Source organism: Alteromonas sp. 14N.309.X.WAT.G.H12, from assembly GCF_036697315.1.
Classification (GTDB): domain Bacteria; phylum Pseudomonadota; class Gammaproteobacteria; order Enterobacterales; family Alteromonadaceae; genus Alteromonas.
In genome coordinates, this window is record NZ_JBAHZB010000038.1 from 1 (window position 1) to 18,036 (window position 18,036).

Sequence of the window (18,036 nt, forward strand, 5' to 3'; positions counted from 1 at the left end):
GGAACATACCGAGAAGCAGTTGATCTGGGATTTATTGGATGCTGAGGCTAATACCACGATGAAGCTCACTGAAAGCTATGCCATGTGGCCAGGTGCGGCGGTATCCGGTTGGTATTTCTCTCATCCCCAAGCAAAGTATTTTGCGGTGGCAAAAATACAACGGGATCAGTTGGAAGATTATGCCAAGCGTAAAGGTTGGTCGTTAGAAGAAGCAGAAAAATGGTTGGCGCCTAATTTAGATGACTAACTCATTGCCATTCTCTCAGGCTTGCGAGAACAATAAAGCCCCCATCCTGGCGATTCTTAAACAGGCCTTCGCTTCAAGTAGCAAGGTGCTTGAGGTAGGGAGTGGCACCGGTCAGCATGCAGTACATTTTGCATCAAATTTACCGCATCTACAGTGGCATACCAGTGATCAGGAGGAATACCATTTAGGTCTGCACCGGCGGTTTGAGGCATATCCTTGCGAAAACCTGCATCCGCCCATCGTCCTAAAGGTAGGGCAATCGACATTACCTTTTGCTCACTATGACAGTGTGTTTACTGCAAATACTGCCCACATTATGCAACAAGCAGAAATTGCACAAATGATGCAAACCCTGTCTGAGGACTTACCCCGTGGCGGATGCTTTTGTCAGTATGGCCCATTTACAAAAGAGGGGACTTTTAGCAGCCAAAGCAATGCAGACTTTCATCAATATTTAGTGGCAAATGGTTATGGGGGATACAGGGATATTGCCGAGCTCAAAGCATGGGCGCCCAAACTCTCCCTCATCCATATCCATCCCATGCCGGCCAACAATCTGTTGCTTGAATGGCGCAAAGCCTAAAGCCTGCTTTTTTGTCATCGTACTTTAAGGGGGGGACCTGCGCTCCCCTGTTTTAACGCCATGTTGATAAACGCGTTGACGAAAGGCGCATTGGCATCTGTTTTTCGATAGCCCAAATGCAAGGATTTTGTCAGCCCCTGTTCGCCGAGGCGGGCGGTGGTGAGTTCTAGATCGTCACTTTGCTCTTCGATAAGCCACTGAGGAAGGGCGCCAATACCTCTGCCTGCACTGACCATTTGCAACAGTATTTCTGTGGTCTCAATGCATTTGTGTCGTTTTACAGCACCACCGGCCGGGGTAAGAAAATGGGAAAATATATCCAGCCTTGACGGTTCAACGGGATAAGTAAACAGTACCTCTGAGGCTAGATCTGCGGGAGATACCCATGGCTTTTTGGCCAAAGGATGGTTTTTACTCATTACCAGTACTTGCTCATAGTCAAATACGGCCTGGTACACCACAGACGGTAAATGCAGGGGATCCGGCGTCAACAATAAATCAATATCATAGCCATGTAAGGCTTGTAACCCACCGAAGGTAAATTTTTGTCTCACATCCACATCAACCCCGGGATAAGTCACAAGAAAAGGTCTAACTACCCGCAGTAACCATTGATAGCAAGGATGACATTCCATGCCTATACGCAGTGCGCCTTGTTTGCCATCGGCAATCTCATACAGCTGCTCTTCGGTATGCTCAATTTGCGGTAAAACCCGCTGGGCTAGGTTCAGCACAGTCATGCCTGCATGGGTAAGTCGCAGGCGTCGGCCATCTTTTTCCCATAGCGGTGTCCCCGTTGACTGTTCGAGTTTTTTCATACTGTGACTCAGAGCCGATTGGGTGAGATGCATCTTTTCTGCGGCTTCGGTTAAGGTGCCGTGTTCATGTATTGCGGCAATGATTTTCAAATGATGTCGTTCAAGCATAACTATTAATTTTATTCATCAATTTATGAAAATATACCATTATTATTCATTAATTTCCTAGGTTACATTGGCCTCCTAAATCAACAGATGGACGGATAGATGGCTAAAATACATAATTTAGGATTCCCTCGAATCGGTGCAAAACGTGAACTAAAGCACTTACTCGAGTCATTTTGGACAGGCGAGATTAATGAAACTCGCTTTATCGAACAATCCAACGCATTGTGGCTGAACAACCTTCAGCAACAAGCGGTGTTGGACTATGTACCGGTGGGGGATTTTTCTTTTTATGATCATGTGCTCGATACCAGTTTTTTGTTTGGTAACTTGCCACAGCGAATAAAAGATCACGGTGTCTCCGAACTGGACAAGTATTTTCTGTTTGCCCGGGGCAAAGCAGGGCAAGACTTATGTTGTGAAAATGCAGCCGGTGAAATGACGAAGTGGTTTGATACTAACTATCACTATATCGTGCCAGAACTCGATAAAAATACCGCGTTCTCCTTGCATCCAGAACGATTACTGCAACGGATCAAAATCGCCCGCAGCCAAGGCTATGAAGTGAAGCCTGTATTGGTTGGGCCGCTGACTTACCTTTATTTAAGTCGCAGCACTGACAATACGCCAGTATTGGATAAGCTGCCCGATTTATTAACCCAATATAGTTTACTGCTAACAAACCTGGCCGCTGCCGGAATAGAGTGGGTGCAATTGGATGAGCCTGTGTTGGCCACCAATATTTCCTCTGAGTGGAGTATGGCATTCCGTTATGCCTATCAACGACTCAGTGATACGCCGGTAAAAATTCTGCTGGCAAATTACTTTGGTAAGTTAAATGAAAACTTATCTCTTGTGGCTGAACTTCCCGTTGACGGTATTCACGTAGACGGTATAAAAGGTGAAACAGAAGCCCAGTATCTGGCAGATCATATTCAGGCACCTCAGGTATTGTCTGTGGGCGTGATCAACGGTAGAAATATCTGGAAGCAGGATCTGCGCAAGGTGTTAAAACAATTGCAACCTTTGCAGGAAAAGCTTGAAAACAGATTGTGGTTGGCACCGACCTGTTCGTTGCTTCATGTGCCTGTGGATGTAACAAGTGAAGATCGCCTACCGGCAGGACTGAACAATAAACTGTCCTTTGCGGTGCAAAAAATTAACGAACTGGAAATACTCCGAGACGGTTTAAACCGTGGTGAAGCTGCGGTGGCAGAGGCGTTGGCCGAATCCGATGAGATTGCTGGACTGGCGGGAACGGCACTGGCACAAAATCCCTTGTTAGATAATGATAATCCACAACTTAAACGTCGTCTTCCGTTTGAAAAAAGGTATGCGGCACAACAAGCGAGTCTTAAATTGCCTCTATTGCCTACAACGACCATAGGCTCATTTCCGCAAACACAGGATATTCGTCAGGTGAGGGCACAATACCGCCGTGGCGATCTCAGCGAAGGCCAGTATAAAGCGTTTATCGAGGCGCAGATCCGTCTGTGTATAGAGCAGCAGGTTGATCTTGGGTTAGATGTACTGGTGCACGGCGAAGCTGAACGTAATGACATGGTGGAGTATTTTGGCGAACACCTTGATGGTATTGCTGTTAGTCGCTTCGGCTGGGTACAAAGCTATGGCTCTCGTTGTGTTAAGCCGCCCATTATTCATGCCGATATTACCCGCCCAGGCCCCATGACGGTGGAATGGATAGCGTATGCACAGAGTCTTACGGAAAAACCGGTCAAAGGCATGCTAACGGGCCCTGTTACCATCATTAACTGGTCGTTTGTGCGTGATGATATTCCAAGAGCGGATGTGGCGTACCAACTTGCCGAAGGGTTAAAAGATGAGATCACCGCCTTGGAAAAAGCGGGCATCAAAATTGTCCAGGTGGATGAAGCCGCGTTAAGAGAAGGTTTACCGTTAAGAGAAGAAGAGAAAGGAGCGTACCTGCAATGGGCGGTGAACGCCTTTAAACTTGCCACATCCTCGGTGAAAGGGGATACCCAGATCCATACGCATATGTGTTACAGCGAATTTAGCGATATTATTGATGCCATTGCTAACATGGATGCTGACGTGGTGACAATAGAAACCGCTCGCTCTCATCTTACCTTACTGGATGCGTTCAAAAGCACGGCGTATCCCAATGCTATTGGGCCTGGGGTTTATGATATTCATTCTCCGGCTTGTCCGGCAAAGGAAACCATCAGCAACCTTATTGAAACCTTACTTGATATTCTGCCGGTGGAGAAACTTTGGATAAACCCGGATTGCGGACTTAAAACACGCCAGTGGTCAGAAGTACTGCCCGCCTTATCCAATATGGTTAGCGCCACGGCATTGTTAAGACAGAAACTAACGCAAACTGCCTAACAGGCACATAAAATCAAAGCCCTGTTCGTTACTAGCAGGGCTTATTTTGTCATTACAACGGCGTTACATCGGTGACCGAGACGGCATTTGTCAGGCGATCACCGATGACACTGCGCATTAAACTGGCCAACTCTCTGAATGTGGCCCTTGCTGGCGATGTATTTCGCCAAGCTAACATATGTTGACGTACCACAGGCATATCCGCCAGCTCACATACGTGGAGTGCTTCAGGATTATGGAGTTCTGAATGCACATACAATCCTGGCATAAATGCCATGCCCATTCCCATTACCACCATCTGACGAAGGGTATCTAAGCTTGTACCTTCGTAATCTCTATCAATATTGGCGCCCAACTGGGAACAAATTTCTTGTACCTGGTAATGAAAGTGATGGCGATCTTCCAACGTCAGAATTTTCTGCCCCCTAATTTCCTCTGGCTCAATAAAAGGACGTCCCGACATAGGATGGTCAGCCGGGAGTACAAACTTTAAGGGCTCTAAAAAAAGCGGCTGTACCTGGATTTGTGAATCTCGGTTAGACATGGGGGATAGGGTGATATCGAATTCACCGGACAGCAGACCTTGAAGCAATTGTTTAGGCGCCGCTTCGCGAACATAAAATTTCAGGCCCGGACGTTGGCGATGAATATCGGGCAGTATATGAGGAAGCAGGTAAGGCCCTAATGTGGGCGGGATCCCCAAGCGATAGGTGGTGGTATCACCATCTGACAGCGCTTGTGCCATCTCGCTAAATTGTAGCGATGCCTTCAATACATTTTCCGCGGAGTCTAATAAAGATTGTCCCTGGGCCGAAAGAAGGGTGCCTGAGCGGGAACGTTCAAACAGGGTGAGTCCTAAGGTGGTCTCCAGCGTACTGATTTGGCTGGTGAGGGTGGGCTGGCTAATGCCTAAAATTTGTGCAGCCCGACGAAAATTCAATTGTTTTGCAACGGTTACGAAGTACTTTATTTGATTGAGAGAAGGCGTTTTTCCGTTTAAAAACATAAGTTTAACCCGTTATATAGCGAATTTCGACAAGCTATTGATAGCTATTTGCTATCACGACTTGCACTGTACTTCTATTAAGCTATCAGATAATCCTATAAGCATCTATTAAATTTTGTATTTATTGTTTTCAATATTTTATTTGGAGTGATCAATGGACCACGTAATTTCCGGAGTAGCAAAGTTTCAACGCGATGTTTACCCCGCGAAAAAAGAAACCTTTAAAAAGCTGGCGACGGGACAAAATCCCGAAGTGCTTTTTATTACTTGTGCGGATTCTAGAATCGATCCGAATATGGTGACGCAAACCGAGCCGGGCGAATTATTTATTTGTCGTAACGCTGGCAACATTGTGCCACCTCACAGCCCCCATACCGGTGGTATGACGGCTTCTATTGAATTTGCGGTAGCCGCACTGGGCGTGACCCATATCGTGGTATGCGGCCATACAGACTGTGGTGCCATGAAAGGGGCGCTGCATCCTGAAAAACTGGATGACTTACCTCATGTGAAAGAATGGTTAGGGCATTGCCGCTGTGCCACGGAAGTGGTGAAAGAAAAGCATGGTGCCCTAGGGAGCGAACAGTTAGGGGACGTGACCAAAGAAAATGTGTTGCAGCAATTGCAACATTTACGTACCCACCCCGCTGTCGCCGCTAAATTAGCAAGTAAATCCCTCACTCTTCATGGTTGGGTGTATGACATCGAGACAGGCATGATTCACTGCTACGATGCAAAAACCGGTGAATTTGTTGAGATGAAAGAAGCTTATGCAGAACAAAAATTGATGGCTGAGGCATAAGGAGCGAGTGACCGTGAAATTGGATGTGAGTTTAAGTGAAATAAAAAATGATCTACCCGCCAGCATCGTGGTGTTTTTTGTTGCGCTTCCCCTTTGTTTAGGTATCGCGTTAGCTTCAGGAGCGCCACTTTTTTCCGGTGTGATATCCGGCATTATTGGCGGCATTGTGGTTGGTTTAGCCAGTGGTTCACGACTAGGCGTGAGTGGGCCTGCTGCCGGTTTGGCAGTGATCGTATTTGATGCCATAGCAACGTTAGGAAGTTGGGAGATTTTTCTCTGCGCCGTGGTATTAGCGGGGGTTTTCCAGCTTATATTGGGCTTCTTGCGGGCAGGCTTTATAGCGTACTTTTTTCCCACTTCCGTTATTACCGGCATGCTCGCCGGTATTGGCGTGCTCATTGTTCTTAAACAGTTGCCGTATTTATTTGGTTGGCATGCAGACTTCCTCGGTGAGGAAGCTTTTATGCAAGTCAATGGTGAAAATACCTTTACTGCCATCCAGCATGCATTTTCTTCCATGTCCATGACTGCGGTGGGGATCTCTGTATTTTCTCTGGCCGTGCTCATTATTTGGGATAAATACCTTACCCACAAACATAAGGCATTTCAGTTGTTACAAGGGCCTATTGTGGTGGTGTTGATGGGCATTGTGATTTCTATGGTGCTGGCGCAAATGGGCACGCCGTTAACCCGTGAACAGCTAGTTTCTTTACCTGTGATGGACAGTTTCGATGCCTTTAAGGCAGAAATTGCGTTTCCGGCCCTGTCTGAAATATTTAATATTAATGTGATCACCATCGCCCTGGTTATGGCTGCAGTAGCCAGCATAGAAACCTTGTTGTGTGTAGAAGCCACCGATAAGTTAGATCCGGAAAAAAATACCACGCCGACTAACCGAGAGCTGAAAGCGCAAGGCATCGGGAATATTTTATCTGGTCTTGTGGGGGGGTTACCCATCACCCAGGTTATTGTGCGCAGTTCCGCCAATATTGCCTTTGGTGGCAAAACCAAGTTGTCTGCCATCTTACACGGTGTGTTCTTACTGGTAGCAGTGATGGCCATGGCGTCGTTGTTAAATCAGATCCCGTTAGCGTCTTTAGCCGCAATTTTGGTCATTGTGGGTTACAAATTGGCAAAACCTGCTATGTTTAAAATTATGTATCAAACGGGGTGGGAGCAGTTTATTCCCTTTGTTACGACCATTGCGGTTATGTTGTTTACTGATTTACTTTCTGGGGTGGTTGCCGGGTTAGGAATGAGTGTGTTTTTCACATTGAAACACAGTTACCGCAATTGCTATCAGTTCACAGAAATTGTTAACGAGGAGGAAGGGCAAAAGATTCACCATATCGTGATGGCTGAAGAAGTGTCGTTCTTTAATAAACCCAGTATTTTGAAAAAATTAAATTCAATACCAGAAAACTCTAAAGTTATTTTGGATTTTACCAAAAGTAAATCGGTAGCTTATGACGTAACGGAAATGATCAAGGATTACCTCGATCAAGCCAGCTCGAAAAATATTAGTGTGGAAATGAAACAACTGTAGTTTTTTTTCAACATTTTAAGCAGGATCGCGCTAAAAGGAGGGGGACAAGCCCCTCCTTTCGTCGTTTTTAACTCGTAAAATTACCCACAATTCGCTATAGTTTCCCTGATAGTTATTGTCTATCGCGAGATTGAGTGTTTTTCTATAACGCTATCAGGCAAGCTCTTTGTCTATAAATATGATAATAGAATGTTAATGTGGAGTAATTTTATGGATCATGTCATTTCAGGTGTCGCCAAATTTCAAAAAGAAGTCTTCCCAAAGAATAAAGCCACGTTTCAAAAGTTGGCAAATGGCCAGAATCCCGAAGTCCTTTTTATCACTTGTGCCGACTCTCGAATTGATCCCAATCTCGTGACGCAGACTGGCCCAGGTGACCTTTTCATCTGTCGTAATGCGGGCAATATCGTTCCTCCTCACTCAGCCTATACCGGTGGTATGACTGCGTCTATTGAGTTTGCCGTTGCCGCGCTGGGGGTGAGCCATATTATTGTTTGTGGTCACTCTGATTGCGGCGCGATGAAAGGGGCCTTAGCACCAGAAAAACTGGATGATTTACCTCATGTCAAAGAATGGCTGGGACACTGCCGTTGTGCCACCGAAGTGGTAAAAGAAAAAGAAGGCAAATTGAGCATGGAACATCTGGAGGCCGTGACCAAAGAAAATGTACTCCAGCAATTACAACATTTACGCACACATCCTGCGGTGGCTTCGAAAATAGCCACCGGTCAGGTGAAATTACATGGCTGGATTTATGATATTGAGTCCGGTGACGTACTTTGCCATGATGAACAAAGCAACGAGTTTAAATTACTTGCCGACGTTTATGGGGAAAAACCGTTTTCGATAACAAGCAAGGAATCATCATCATGAAAAGTCTGTTGAGCAACGTAAGAGGGGATCTTACCGGTGGACTAACAGCGGGTATTGTGGCTTTGCCACTTGCTCTTGCACTCGGTGTCGCGTCAGGATTAGGCCCAATGGCCGGCCTTTACGGCGCCATAGCGGTGGGCTTTTTTGCCGCCTTGCTGGGGGGGACACCATCACAAATCTCTGGGCCAACAGGGCCGATGGTTGTAGTGATTGCGGGTTTGTTTGCCTCGCTTTCTGGTGATGTAGGCATGATCTTCACGGCAGTAATGCTGGCTGGTGTCTTACAAATCATAATGGGGTTTACCGGCGTCGGGCAATATATTCGCTTGGTTCCTTATCCGGTGATCTCCGGGTTTATGACCGGTATTGGCGCTATCATTATTATTCTCCAGTTAGGTCGCCTCATGGGGCATGAAACGTCAGGTGGTACCATGGGGGCATTGCAGTATCTGCCCACGGCCTTAAGTGATGTTGACTTTGTCACCCTGGCATTAGGACTGGGCACATTGCTGATTGCCTATAAATGGCCGGCGAAATTGGGCAAAGTGGTTCCAGGGGCGCTCGCGGCCTTGATTATTGGTACCTTAGTTAGCTTAACCATTGAGACGCCGGTGCTTGGTAGCATTCCTTCCGGTCTTCCGGAAATTCATTTACCGATCTTCGATCAGTCTACCTTCTTGTTGATTTTGGAAGCGGCATTTATTCTCGCCGTTTTAGGCGCCATAGATTCGCTGTTAACCTCCTTAGTGGCGGACAATATGACGCGGACACGTCATGACAGTAACCGAGAACTCATTGGCCAGGGCGTGGGTAATACTGTTGCAGGGTTAATCGGCGGTATCGCTGGCGCGGGTGCAACCATGCGTACAGTTGTTAATATTCGCAGTGGTGGTAAAGAGCGTCTGTCGGGTATGGTACACGCGCTAGTGTTGCTGGCCATCGTGATGGGTTTAAGCCCACTTGCGGCCCAAATACCCCATGCAGTGTTGGCCGGAATTTTAGTTAAAGTTGGACTGGATATCATCGATTGGAGCTATTTAAAACGGGCACATACTGGGCCACGCTGGGACTTCGCATTGATGCTACTGGTGCTTGGACTGACCGTTTTTGTTGATTTGATCACAGCCGTAGGTGTGGGTGTGGTACTCGCCGCCTTGGCTTATGTACGTCAAATTGCCCAACTGCAATTAGAAGAAGTGAAAAAAATTCCAGAGTCATTAGGCGATCCTGAAGAGGATGCGTTATTAAAACAAACCCAAGGGAAAGTTCAGGTGTTTAGTTTTGGTGGGCCCTTAAGTTTCGGTGCGGCGGCAGATCTCGGTCACCATGTGAGAGAAAAAGTCAAAGACGGCTCAAGTGCATTGATACTGGATTTTACCCGGGTGCCTTCTATGGATGTTTCTGCTGCCATGGCGGTGGAAACCATTACATCCGATGCTAAGGCCGCGGGACGAGAGGTCATTATGTGTGGTGCCAATGAAGCGGTGGAAAAGGTGTTGGATAATATTAATGCTCATCAAAGCGGTGTTCGGGTGTTTGATACTCGTAAACAGGCACTGATAAGGGCTGTGGAGCTGGTCAATTCGCCGGGAAAGTCACAAGGTAGCCTGGGGGCTACCGGACCTGTCACCCACATGTAAAATTAAAAAGGCTTCATAACTGAAGCCTTTTTTTTTCATTATTACCAGATTTGAACGCGGTCTTCTGGCTTCAAATACAAGGCATCGCCAGGTTGTACGTTAAATGCGTCGTACCAGGCATCCATGTTACGAGGTGCCACTGCGCGATAACGGGCAGGGGAATGGGGATCGGAACGTAACTGATTGATTAAGCTCTGTTCCGTGCGTTTTTCCCGCCAGACCTGAGCCCAGGAGATAAAGAACCGCTGATCACCTGTCATGCCGTCAATCACGGGCGCTTCTTTTCCATTTAGGCTTAGTTTATAAGCTTCATAGGCCATCGCGAGGCCACCTACATCGCCTATATTTTCACCCATGGTAAGCGCACCGTTTACATGGTTGCCCGGTATTGGTTCGTACTGGTCATACTGAGCGCCTAGTTGTTTTACTTTGGCCGTAAATGCCGCGAAATCTTCGTCTGTCCACCAGTTGCGTTGAATACCTTCTGCATCTGACTTGGCGCCTTGATCATCAAAACCATGTCCCATTTCATGACCAATCACCGCGCCAATACCCCCATAATTCACCGCTGGATCGGCGTTAGGATCGAAGAATGGTGGTTGTAGAATAGCGGCAGGAAATACAATTTCATTAAAAGATGAATTGTAATATGCGTTCACGGTTTGTGGTGTCATACCCCAGCGTTCACGGTCGGTGGGCTTAAGTTCGTTTTCAATGTCTTTCTCATTAAAAAATTCCCGCAGATTACGTACGTTTTGTACTAAATTGTCTGCACTGATATCCACACCACTTAAATCAACCCACTTATCTGGGTAGCCAATCTTAGGACGGAAAGCGGCTAATTTGGCTTTGGCTTGTGCTTTGGTTTCTTCACTCATCCACGCTAGGTTTTCTATTCGTTTACCCAGCGCGGTACGTAAGTTCTCTACCAATGCGGTCATTTTTTCTTTGGAGGATTCAGGGAAATAGCGGGCAACATAGATTTTACCCAGCGCAAATCCCAAAGATTCAGTGCCGCCCATCTGGCTTAAGGCGCGTTTCCAACGAGGACGAGGCGCTTTTTGCCCGTTTAATGTGGTGCCAAAGAAGTCAAAATAGGCTTGATAGATATCTTCAGACAACAAGGAAGCGTTGTCGATCATGGTGTGATACTTAAGATAAGACTTCCAGGTCGCCAAATCGGTATCGTTTATTAGATTTATCACATCTTTTACCGGTTGCGGCGTGGTGACGTTAAGTGAGGGGACTTTTAGCCCTTTTTGGGCAAAAAAGGTATCCCAGTCAAAACCAGGATAGGTATCCGACAACAAAGAACGGTCTAATTGATTGAGAGTGAGATCTCTATTTCTGCGTTTATCTCTTGGCCATTGGGCTTGGGCGATTTGGGTTTCTAGGGCCAAGATGCCTTGAGCTTTTTCCTCTACATTGTCAACACCAGCAAAGGCTAGCATTTTTTGAATATTGGCAAGATAGCCTTCACGGATTTTTACGAAGCGCTCTTCATCGCTTAAGTAATAGTCACGATCCGGTAAGCCCAACCCACCAACGCCCACGCTAACCTGGTATTCATTGGGATCTAACCGGTTATAGGAAAGGCCTGCGTAAATAGGAGAAGCCGTACCGTAAAGCCAGGCTTGTCCCATCACTGTGGTTAGGGCTTTTTGATTGGAAATGGCATCGATTTTATTCAGTACGTCGGCAATGGGTTCTACGCCTTTTTCATTTAGTGCATCCACATCCATATAGGCGACATAAAAGTCATGAACCAGTTTCTCTTCCTCAGACAAATTCTCTTTTTGCAGCAGATCGTCAATGATACTTTTTACCTGCTCAATGCTGCGGTCTGCCAAGGCGGAAAATGCGCCAAATCGCACTTTATCGGCAGGCAGTTCGTAGTTTTTGTACCAGGTGCCGTTAACGTATTCAAAAAAATCGTCACCAGGCTTTACGGTTGTATCCATAGCCGAAAGCTCAATGCCTGTATTGCCTAATTCAGGTTTTCCCTGAGCAGGCGCTGGGGCAGCGGCGCTAGTTTGTGTTTTTGTTTGCTGTTCTGGTTGGCTGCAAGCCGATAAGGTCATTGCTGAGGCGATGGCAACAGCGATACAAGTATACTTCATTGTCGTTACTCATTTTTTATGTTGAACGCAGTGAGAAATCACCTGCGCATTGGTTTTTGTTTTTAATCGTTCTTTCATTGCTTGATTAAACGGTAATACCGCAGCCGCTTGATCAAAATAGTGTGTCATCTGGCTTTTTTCCTCAGTTAAAAAGTCTCGCACCGCATGGTGAAAACCGGCGTGGTTTAAATGGTGCAAAGACACACAAAAGGTAGGCTCGAAGCCTCTGAGTATTTTATGTTCACCCTGTGTGCCAGGATTAAATAAAGGTAATTTATTCTCTATAGCAAATGCAATCCCTTGATTGTAACAACATTCGAAATGCAATCCGTCAATCAGTTGTGTGGTGCCCCAATATCGCCCGTAAAGGCCAGTTTCATCATAAAAAAGCAAAGCGCTGGCAATGGGAATATCGTCTTTTCTTGCTTCTATGATCAGCATCGAGTCAGACAGGGTGTTGTACAGGTGAGTAAAAAACTCAGGGGTAAGGTAACCCGTATGACCGGAACGCTTCATATAGGTAAGTTGATAACAACGAATAAAAAAATGAAGGTGTTCGGGACGAAGGGCGTTACCGGTTAAATGATGAAAACTAACCCCTGCTGCGGTTAGCTTTTCTTTTGATTTACGTAATGATTTACGTTTGCGAGAGGTAAGGGTGGCAGTAAAATCGTCAACATGATGATAATCGTAATTATACCATTGAAACTGCACAGAAAAGCGGGCTAAAAAATCCTGTTCTAAAAAGAGAGGGCAATCTTCAGGAGGCATAAATAATAAATGCGCCGAGGAACAGCCCCCTTGGTATTGCCCTTTTATGGCAGTCACCGCTTGCTGGGTGACTGCGCTAAGATCACAATCTGGCATCGACAGCAAACGGCCGCCAGTGACCGGCGTAAAGGGGATCGCACTAATCCATTTCGGATAATAGGACAGACCATGCTGGGCATAAGCATCCGCCCAGCTGTGGTCGAAAACATACTCGCCATAACTGTGGGTTTTTAGGTAGCCAGGCATTGCACCTACCACCGCGTCGTTACGGTACACAACAAGATGAGAGGGCGTCCAGCCGGTATCTTTTCCTACGCACCGGGTTTGTTCTAAACCATAAAGAAAATCATACTGAAGAAAGGGGCCGGCATTCTTCGTAAGATTAGCCCATGTATCTGGCGAGATTTGTTTTATCGAAGAAATGAAAGCACAAGTATAGGTCATGTTATTGTGTAATTATTGGGTTAGGTGCGTGAATAATCCTAGCAAGCCGTATTGAAATTAGGAAGTTTACGCCTATATAGAAAAACCATGACAGACTCAAACCGTAAAATCATTATCGACGCGATTACCCGCATGCTTTCACGACGAGAGCACAGTTGTCAGGAAGTGTATAGGAAACTCAGCCAAAAGGGGTTTGCGCGGGATGATTTTATGTCCATTGTGCAAGAATTTGTGGATGCAGACATTTTAAGTGATCACCGATATGCGCAAATGCGGGTGCGAGCTTGCGCTGCAAGAGGCATTGGTACAAGCCGTATCAATGGGGAATTAAAGCAGCAAGGCATTGACGAGTCGCTGATTTCAGCGGCCATTGCCGAGGCGGAGATTGACTGGTTTGAACTGGCCCTACAGGTGAAACAGAAAAAGTTTGGCCAACAAGTTGAAGGGGATTTTAAACATCGGCAAAAACAAATGCAGTTTTTGCATTACCGTGGTTTTACCCAGGAACAAATCCAATACGCCGTAAATGGCGACTAATTTCACCGTGTAGCGCTTAACAAATAAACGTAATCCGTGGTATGTTTGCGCCCTGCGGGCGTTGCAGAGGTTAATTTACAACCTAAACGCACCACAATCATATACCCGCATCAGACAAGGCAGATTTAATTCCTCGTCAAAGCCTTGTGATGTTCACCGTTAATAAAGAGTAGGACGTTAGAAATTCAATGACATTATCAACTGCTGACATACGCCAAAAGTTTATCGATTACTTTAAAAGTCACGGCCATCAGGCAGTGGCCAGCTCATCACTTGTGCCGGCAGACGATCCTACACTTTTATTTACCAACGCAGGTATGAACCAGTTTAAGGATGTGTTCTTAGGCGCAGAGAAACGTAGTTATACCCGAGCGGTGTCGTCACAACGCTGTGTACGAGCTGGTGGTAAGCATAATGATTTGGAAAATGTGGGTTATACGGCGCGCCATCATACTTTTTTCGAGATGCTGGGTAATTTTAGCTTTGGTGACTATTTTAAGAAAGAAGCCATCACCTTTGCCTGGACATTTCTGACCAAAGAGCTGGGACTGCCCAAAGAAAAGCTATTGGTTACGGTGTATTCAGAAGATGATGAAGCCTTTGCGATCTGGGAAAATGACATTGGTGTCCCTGCAGACAAAATTATTCGTATTAGCACCTCAGATAACTTCTGGTCCATGGGCGATACTGGGCCATGTGGTCCGTGTTCTGAAATTTTCTACGACCATGGCGAACATATTTGGGGCGGACCGCCAGGAACGCCTGAAGAAGATGGCGACAGATTTATTGAGATCTGGAACCTGGTATTCATGCAGTACAATAAACAGTCTGATGGTTCCATGGAGCCCCTGCCGAAACCGTCCATTGATACTGGGATGGGACTGGAGCGTATTTCTGCGATCTTACAAAACGTACACAGTAACTATGAAATCGATCTATTCCAAAATCTGATCAGCGCTGCGGCGAAGATCACCGGAGCAAAAGATAAGGAAAGCAAATCGTTACGGGTTATTGCGGATCATATTCGTTCCTGTGCATTCTTAATTTGTGATGGGGTTATGCCGAGTAATGAAGGTCGAGGCTATGTCTTGCGACGCATTATTCGACGGGCTGTGCGCCATGGCTACAAGTTGGGTGCAAACGATATTTTCTTCTACAAGCTGGTCGCGGCCTTAGTAAAAGAGATGGGCGGGTTTTATCCTGAACTGGCAGACCAGCAACCGGTTATTGAAAAAGTGTTACGGGTGGAAGAAGAGCAATTCAGTAAAACCCTGGAACGTGGCATGGCCATGCTCAATGACACCTTAGCGTCTATGGAAGGCGATACTATTTCCGGTGACGTGGTGTTTAAACTCTATGACACTTATGGGTTTCCTGTGGATCTTACCAATGATGTGGCAAGAGAACATAACGTGAAAATCGATGAAGCAGGCTTTGATGCTGCCATGGAAGCCCAGCGTACCCGTGCCCAGAAGGCCAGTAATTTTGGTACTAATTACAATGACATGGTGAAAGTTGACCATGCCACTGAATTCACCGGTTATACCCATGTTGACGGTGAAGCCACCGTTGTTGAACTGATTTGTGACAATCAGTTGTCGGATCACCTTAAAGACGGTCAGGATGGTATTGTGGTTCTTGATCAAACGCCGTTTTATGCCGAGTCAGGTGGACAGACCGGTGACCGAGGTGTACTCAGAGTTTCCGGTGGCGAGTTTATCGTCTCCGATACCCAGAAGATGGGAAATGCCTTTGCCCATAAAGGCAAGGTGGTAGGTGAAATTCATAAAGGCGACACGGTTAAGGCTGTTATCGATGATAAATACCGTGATGCGGTGAAGAAAAATCACAGTGCAACACACCTGTTGCATGCGGCGTTGCGAGAAATTTTAGGGGATCATGTAACGCAAAAAGGTTCCTTGGTTGAAGCTCAACGACTCCGCTTTGATTTCTCTCATTATGAAGCCATCACCCCAGAGCAATTATTGGCCATCGAAACGCGGGTAAACGAAGAAGTTAGGGCAAACCATACCCTGAAAACACAATTAATGGATCTTGACGAAGCCAAAGCGTCGGGTGCCATGGCCTTATTTGGTGAAAAGTACGATGAAAAAGTACGTGTGGTTACCATGGGCGCATTTTCTGTGGAACTTTGTGGTGGAACACACGTCAATAGAACAGGGGATATTGGACTTTTCAAAATAGTCTCTGAAAGTGGTATTGCTTCCGGTGTTCGTCGCATCGAAGCGATCACCGGTGCAGCTGCCGTTGAGTTTGTACAACAACAACATATGCAGTTGCAATCAGCAGCCAGTTTATTAAAAACTGACCCAGCTAAACTCATTGAACGTATAAGTACGCTACAAGGTCAAAACCGCGATTTGGAAAAAGCGCTGAGTGCCAGCAAACAAAAACTGGCGAGTTTACAAAGCGCTGATTTGCTTAGTCAGGTTGAACTCATTAACGGCACTAAAGTGCTGGTTTGTTCTCCTGAGGGCGTTGAGCCTAAAGCACTGCGGGGCATGATGGATGATCTTAAAAACCGCATAGGTGATGGCATTGTGGTACTCGGTATCGCAGATAGCGGGAAAGTAAGCTTAATCGTTGGTGTAACGAAAAGTTTAACTGGGAAGATTAAGGCTGGCGAGCTGGTCAACTATATTGCTTCTCAAGTTGGTGGAAAAGGTGGCGGTCGTCCTGATATGGCTCAGGCTGGCGGCAGTCAACCCGAAAATCTGTCTGTTGCACTTGCTTCGGTTAACGCATACCTGGCAGATAAGCTATAATTTTGGAAGTAAGCTTTCAGTGAGTTTTTGATGTGACACAAGAACAGGGAATCACTGATGTCTTCCGCGGGTCGTGCCGGGGACAGACAACATATTAAGGGATCTGTTTATGTTTAAGGACCAGGAGCAAGCGAATGCTTATTTTGACTCGTCGTGTAGGTGAAACCTTAATGGTCGGTGATGATGTTACCGTTACTGTTTTGGGTGTGAAAGGCAATCAGGTACGAATTGGTGTTAATGCACCGAAAGAAGTATCCGTGCATCGTGAAGAAATTTACATGCGCATACAAGCTGAAAAGGGCGGACAGCCTGGCAATACTACTGCCGAATAGTGCTACTAAAAAAAGGCCGGATTTCCGGCCTTTTTTTATGTTTACTGTTACAAAGCAGGGTTTTTGAACGATTTGTTTAAAATCGCAGCATCCGCATCATTTTTCTTAAAAAAGGGTTTGACTCCGCACAGAGTATCAGTAAAATGCAGCACCACGTTACGGAGAGGTGGGTGAGTGGCTGAAACCAGTTCCCTGCTAAGGAACCATACCTAATACTGGTATCGAGGGTTCGAATCCCTCCCTCTCCGCCACTATTAAGGTTGGATGTGGTGGCCAACAACAAGTTTTTGCGCGTGTGTAGCTCAGCTGGATAGAGTACCTGGCTACGAACCAGGCGGTCGGAGGTTCGAATCCTTCCACACGCGCCAGCTTTTAAAACACCACCTTTTGCAATAAAATGTGAAAGTACGATTTATGCGTGTGTAGCTCAGCTGGATAGAGTACCTGGCTACGAACCAGGCGGTCGGAGGTTCGAATCCTTCCACACGCGCCACATAGAAAACCCACCATCTGGTGGGTTTTTTTTTGCCTTTATTTGTCTTAGCTCAGTACTTGGGCTTATTCCCTGTTGAATACGTGCGGTAAGTTAATTTTTGTGCGTTTTTATGGTATGAGTACTAGGCACAACATTAAAAACTCGGTGCTTTTGGGTATCTATTTTTGAATGTGAATTCATTTTAATTGTTTATTTATGCAAAAATAACCTTGCTAAGCATTGTTTTTGCATTTTTATCGTGGTACTTATTCACTCCACATAAATATAAGGTGTTTGTAATGACTTCCGATTCATTAGGCAGTTTGTTATATGAAGCTGCTACCCTAATGCTGACAGGAATGCTCTTTGTCTTCGCGTTTCTTATTTTGCTTATCTTTGCAGTTCGAGCTCTAGCGGTATTTTGCAAACGGTATCCGGGAGCAGATCCCATTACTCCAGTAGCTAGAAAAGCGTCGCAGACAAAAAACAACGTCGGTGCTGATGGCGTGGATGGGAAAACCCTATCTATCATCACTGCGGCAATACATCAACATAGAAACACTAAGAAATAAGCCATTCAA

15 protein-coding genes and 3 tRNA genes are annotated in these 18,036 nt (G+C 46.0%); 14 read left to right on the forward strand and 4 right to left on the reverse strand.

What is annotated here, in order from left to right; translation table 11 throughout:
• Together V5298_RS11295 and V5298_RS11300 are read left to right on the forward strand one after the other, a co-directional pair.
• Positions 1 to 247, forward strand: a 247-nt coding sequence (locus tag V5298_RS11295; protein WP_332931558.1) for a vitamin B12 dependent-methionine synthase activation domain-containing protein, incomplete at its 5' end; no start/stop codon positions are given.
• Complete coding sequence (locus tag V5298_RS11300; protein WP_332931559.1) at positions 240 to 830, forward strand: DUF938 domain-containing protein; 591 nt, start codon at positions 240 to 242, stop codon at positions 828 to 830. The genes V5298_RS11295 and V5298_RS11300, both read left to right, overlap by 8 nt.
• A gap of 14 nt (positions 831 to 844) precedes the next feature.
• Here the strand turns inward: V5298_RS11300 and V5298_RS11305 are convergent, their stop codons facing one another.
• Positions 845 to 1,756, reverse strand: coding sequence for a LysR family transcriptional regulator (locus V5298_RS11305; protein WP_332931560.1), 912 nt, complete (start codon positions 1,754 to 1,756; stop codon positions 845 to 847).
• 99 nt (positions 1,757 to 1,855) lie between these two features.
• On the opposite strand from V5298_RS11305, the gene metE reads away from it, so the two are divergent.
• Positions 1,856 to 4,123, forward strand: a complete 2,268-nt coding sequence (metE, locus tag V5298_RS11310; protein ID WP_332931561.1) for a 5-methyltetrahydropteroyltriglutamate--homocysteine S-methyltransferase — start codon at positions 1,856 to 1,858, stop codon at positions 4,121 to 4,123.
• A gap of 52 nt (positions 4,124 to 4,175) precedes the next feature.
• Here the strand turns inward: metE and V5298_RS11315 are convergent, their stop codons facing one another.
• Entirely contained in the window at positions 4,176 to 5,129 is a 954-nt protein-coding gene (locus V5298_RS11315) for a hydrogen peroxide-inducible genes activator (RefSeq protein WP_332931562.1), read from the reverse strand.
• 154 nt (positions 5,130 to 5,283) lie between these two features.
• Here V5298_RS11315 and V5298_RS11320 point away from each other — a divergent pair, with 154 nt between their 5' ends.
• From V5298_RS11320 to V5298_RS11335, 4 genes are all read left to right on the forward strand, one after another.
• Positions 5,284 to 5,931 carry a carbonic anhydrase gene (locus tag V5298_RS11320; protein WP_332931563.1) on the forward strand — a complete coding sequence of 216 codons (648 nt, stop codon included), beginning with the start codon at positions 5,284 to 5,286 and terminating at the stop codon, positions 5,929 to 5,931.
• Between the two features lie 7 nt (positions 5,932 to 5,938).
• Entirely contained in the window at positions 5,939 to 7,477 is a 1,539-nt protein-coding gene (locus tag V5298_RS11325; protein ID WP_332931564.1) for a SulP family inorganic anion transporter, read from the forward strand.
• 210 nt (positions 7,478 to 7,687) lie between these two features.
• Entirely contained in the window at positions 7,688 to 8,350 is a 663-nt protein-coding gene (locus V5298_RS11330) for a carbonic anhydrase (protein ID WP_332931565.1), read from the forward strand.
• Positions 8,347 to 9,990 (forward strand): SulP family inorganic anion transporter, encoded by a 1,644-nt coding sequence (locus tag V5298_RS11335; RefSeq protein WP_332931566.1) that lies wholly within the window; start codon positions 8,347 to 8,349, stop codon positions 9,988 to 9,990. The genes V5298_RS11330 and V5298_RS11335 overlap by 4 nt, the downstream gene beginning before the upstream one ends.
• 41 nt (positions 9,991 to 10,031) lie before the next feature.
• Here V5298_RS11335 and V5298_RS11340 read toward each other — a convergent pair whose 3' ends face one another.
• Together V5298_RS11340 and V5298_RS11345 are read right to left on the reverse strand one after the other, a co-directional pair.
• Positions 10,032 to 12,110: a M13 family metallopeptidase gene (locus V5298_RS11340; RefSeq protein ID WP_332931567.1), complete on the reverse strand. Its 2,079-nt coding sequence runs from the start codon at positions 12,108 to 12,110 to the stop codon at positions 10,032 to 10,034.
• A 9-nt stretch (positions 12,111 to 12,119) separates the two neighbouring features.
• On the reverse strand, positions 12,120 to 13,325 hold the full coding sequence (locus V5298_RS11345) for a GNAT family N-acetyltransferase (protein WP_332931568.1): 1,206 nt from the start codon (positions 13,323 to 13,325) through the stop codon (positions 12,120 to 12,122).
• Positions 13,326 to 13,412: 87 nt separating this feature from the next.
• Between V5298_RS11345 and V5298_RS11350 the strand changes: the two genes are divergently transcribed.
• The 7 genes from V5298_RS11350 (at position 13,413) to V5298_RS11380 (ending at position 18,027) form a co-directional block, all read left to right on the forward strand.
• Positions 13,413 to 13,862: a regulatory protein RecX gene (locus V5298_RS11350; RefSeq protein WP_332931569.1), complete on the forward strand. Its 450-nt coding sequence runs from the start codon at positions 13,413 to 13,415 to the stop codon at positions 13,860 to 13,862.
• Positions 13,863 to 14,050: 188 nt separating this feature from the next.
• Positions 14,051 to 16,648, forward strand: coding sequence for an alanine--tRNA ligase (alaS, locus tag V5298_RS11355; protein ID WP_332931570.1), 2,598 nt, complete (start codon positions 14,051 to 14,053; stop codon positions 16,646 to 16,648).
• 134 nt (positions 16,649 to 16,782) lie between these two features.
• Positions 16,783 to 16,980, forward strand: coding sequence for a carbon storage regulator CsrA (gene csrA / locus V5298_RS11360; protein ID WP_332931571.1), 198 nt, complete (start codon positions 16,783 to 16,785; stop codon positions 16,978 to 16,980).
• A 160-nt stretch (positions 16,981 to 17,140) separates the two neighbouring features.
• Positions 17,141 to 17,231: transfer RNA gene (locus V5298_RS11365), tRNA-Ser, on the forward strand.
• A 40-nt stretch (positions 17,232 to 17,271) separates the two neighbouring features.
• Positions 17,272 to 17,348 (forward strand) — tRNA-Arg (locus V5298_RS11370).
• 48 nt (positions 17,349 to 17,396) lie between these two features.
• Positions 17,397 to 17,473, forward strand: a tRNA-Arg gene (locus tag V5298_RS11375).
• Positions 17,474 to 17,754: 281 nt separating this feature from the next.
• On the forward strand, positions 17,755 to 18,027 hold the full coding sequence (locus V5298_RS11380; RefSeq protein ID WP_332931572.1) for an OadG family protein: 273 nt from the start codon (positions 17,755 to 17,757) through the stop codon (positions 18,025 to 18,027).
• Positions 18,028 to 18,036 lie beyond the last annotated feature (9 nt).

Coding starts and splice junctions, on each gene's coding strand:
- V5298_RS11340 (WP_332931567.1), bottom strand. CDS start 12,110: ATGAAGTATACTTGTATCGCTGTTGCCATCGCCTCAGCAATGACCTTA.
- V5298_RS11380 (WP_332931572.1), top strand. CDS start 17,755: ATGACTTCCGATTCATTAGGCAGTTTGTTATATGAAGCTGCTACCCTA.
- metE (WP_332931561.1), top strand. CDS start 1,856: ATGGCTAAAATACATAATTTAGGATTCCCTCGAATCGGTGCAAAACGT.
- V5298_RS11315 (WP_332931562.1), bottom strand. CDS start 5,129: ATGTTTTTAAACGGAAAAACGCCTTCTCTCAATCAAATAAAGTACTTC.
- V5298_RS11320 (WP_332931563.1), top strand. CDS start 5,284: ATGGACCACGTAATTTCCGGAGTAGCAAAGTTTCAACGCGATGTTTAC.
- V5298_RS11350 (WP_332931569.1), top strand. CDS start 13,413: ATGACAGACTCAAACCGTAAAATCATTATCGACGCGATTACCCGCATG.
- V5298_RS11305 (WP_332931560.1), bottom strand. CDS start 1,756: ATGCTTGAACGACATCATTTGAAAATCATTGCCGCAATACATGAACAC.
- V5298_RS11335 (WP_332931566.1), top strand. CDS start 8,347: ATGAAAAGTCTGTTGAGCAACGTAAGAGGGGATCTTACCGGTGGACTA.
- csrA (WP_332931571.1), top strand. CDS start 16,783: ATGCTTATTTTGACTCGTCGTGTAGGTGAAACCTTAATGGTCGGTGAT.
- alaS (WP_332931570.1), top strand. CDS start 14,051: ATGACATTATCAACTGCTGACATACGCCAAAAGTTTATCGATTACTTT.
- V5298_RS11345 (WP_332931568.1), bottom strand. CDS start 13,325: ATGACCTATACTTGTGCTTTCATTTCTTCGATAAAACAAATCTCGCCA.
- V5298_RS11330 (WP_332931565.1), top strand. CDS start 7,688: ATGGATCATGTCATTTCAGGTGTCGCCAAATTTCAAAAAGAAGTCTTC.
- V5298_RS11300 (WP_332931559.1), top strand. CDS start 240: ATGACTAACTCATTGCCATTCTCTCAGGCTTGCGAGAACAATAAAGCC.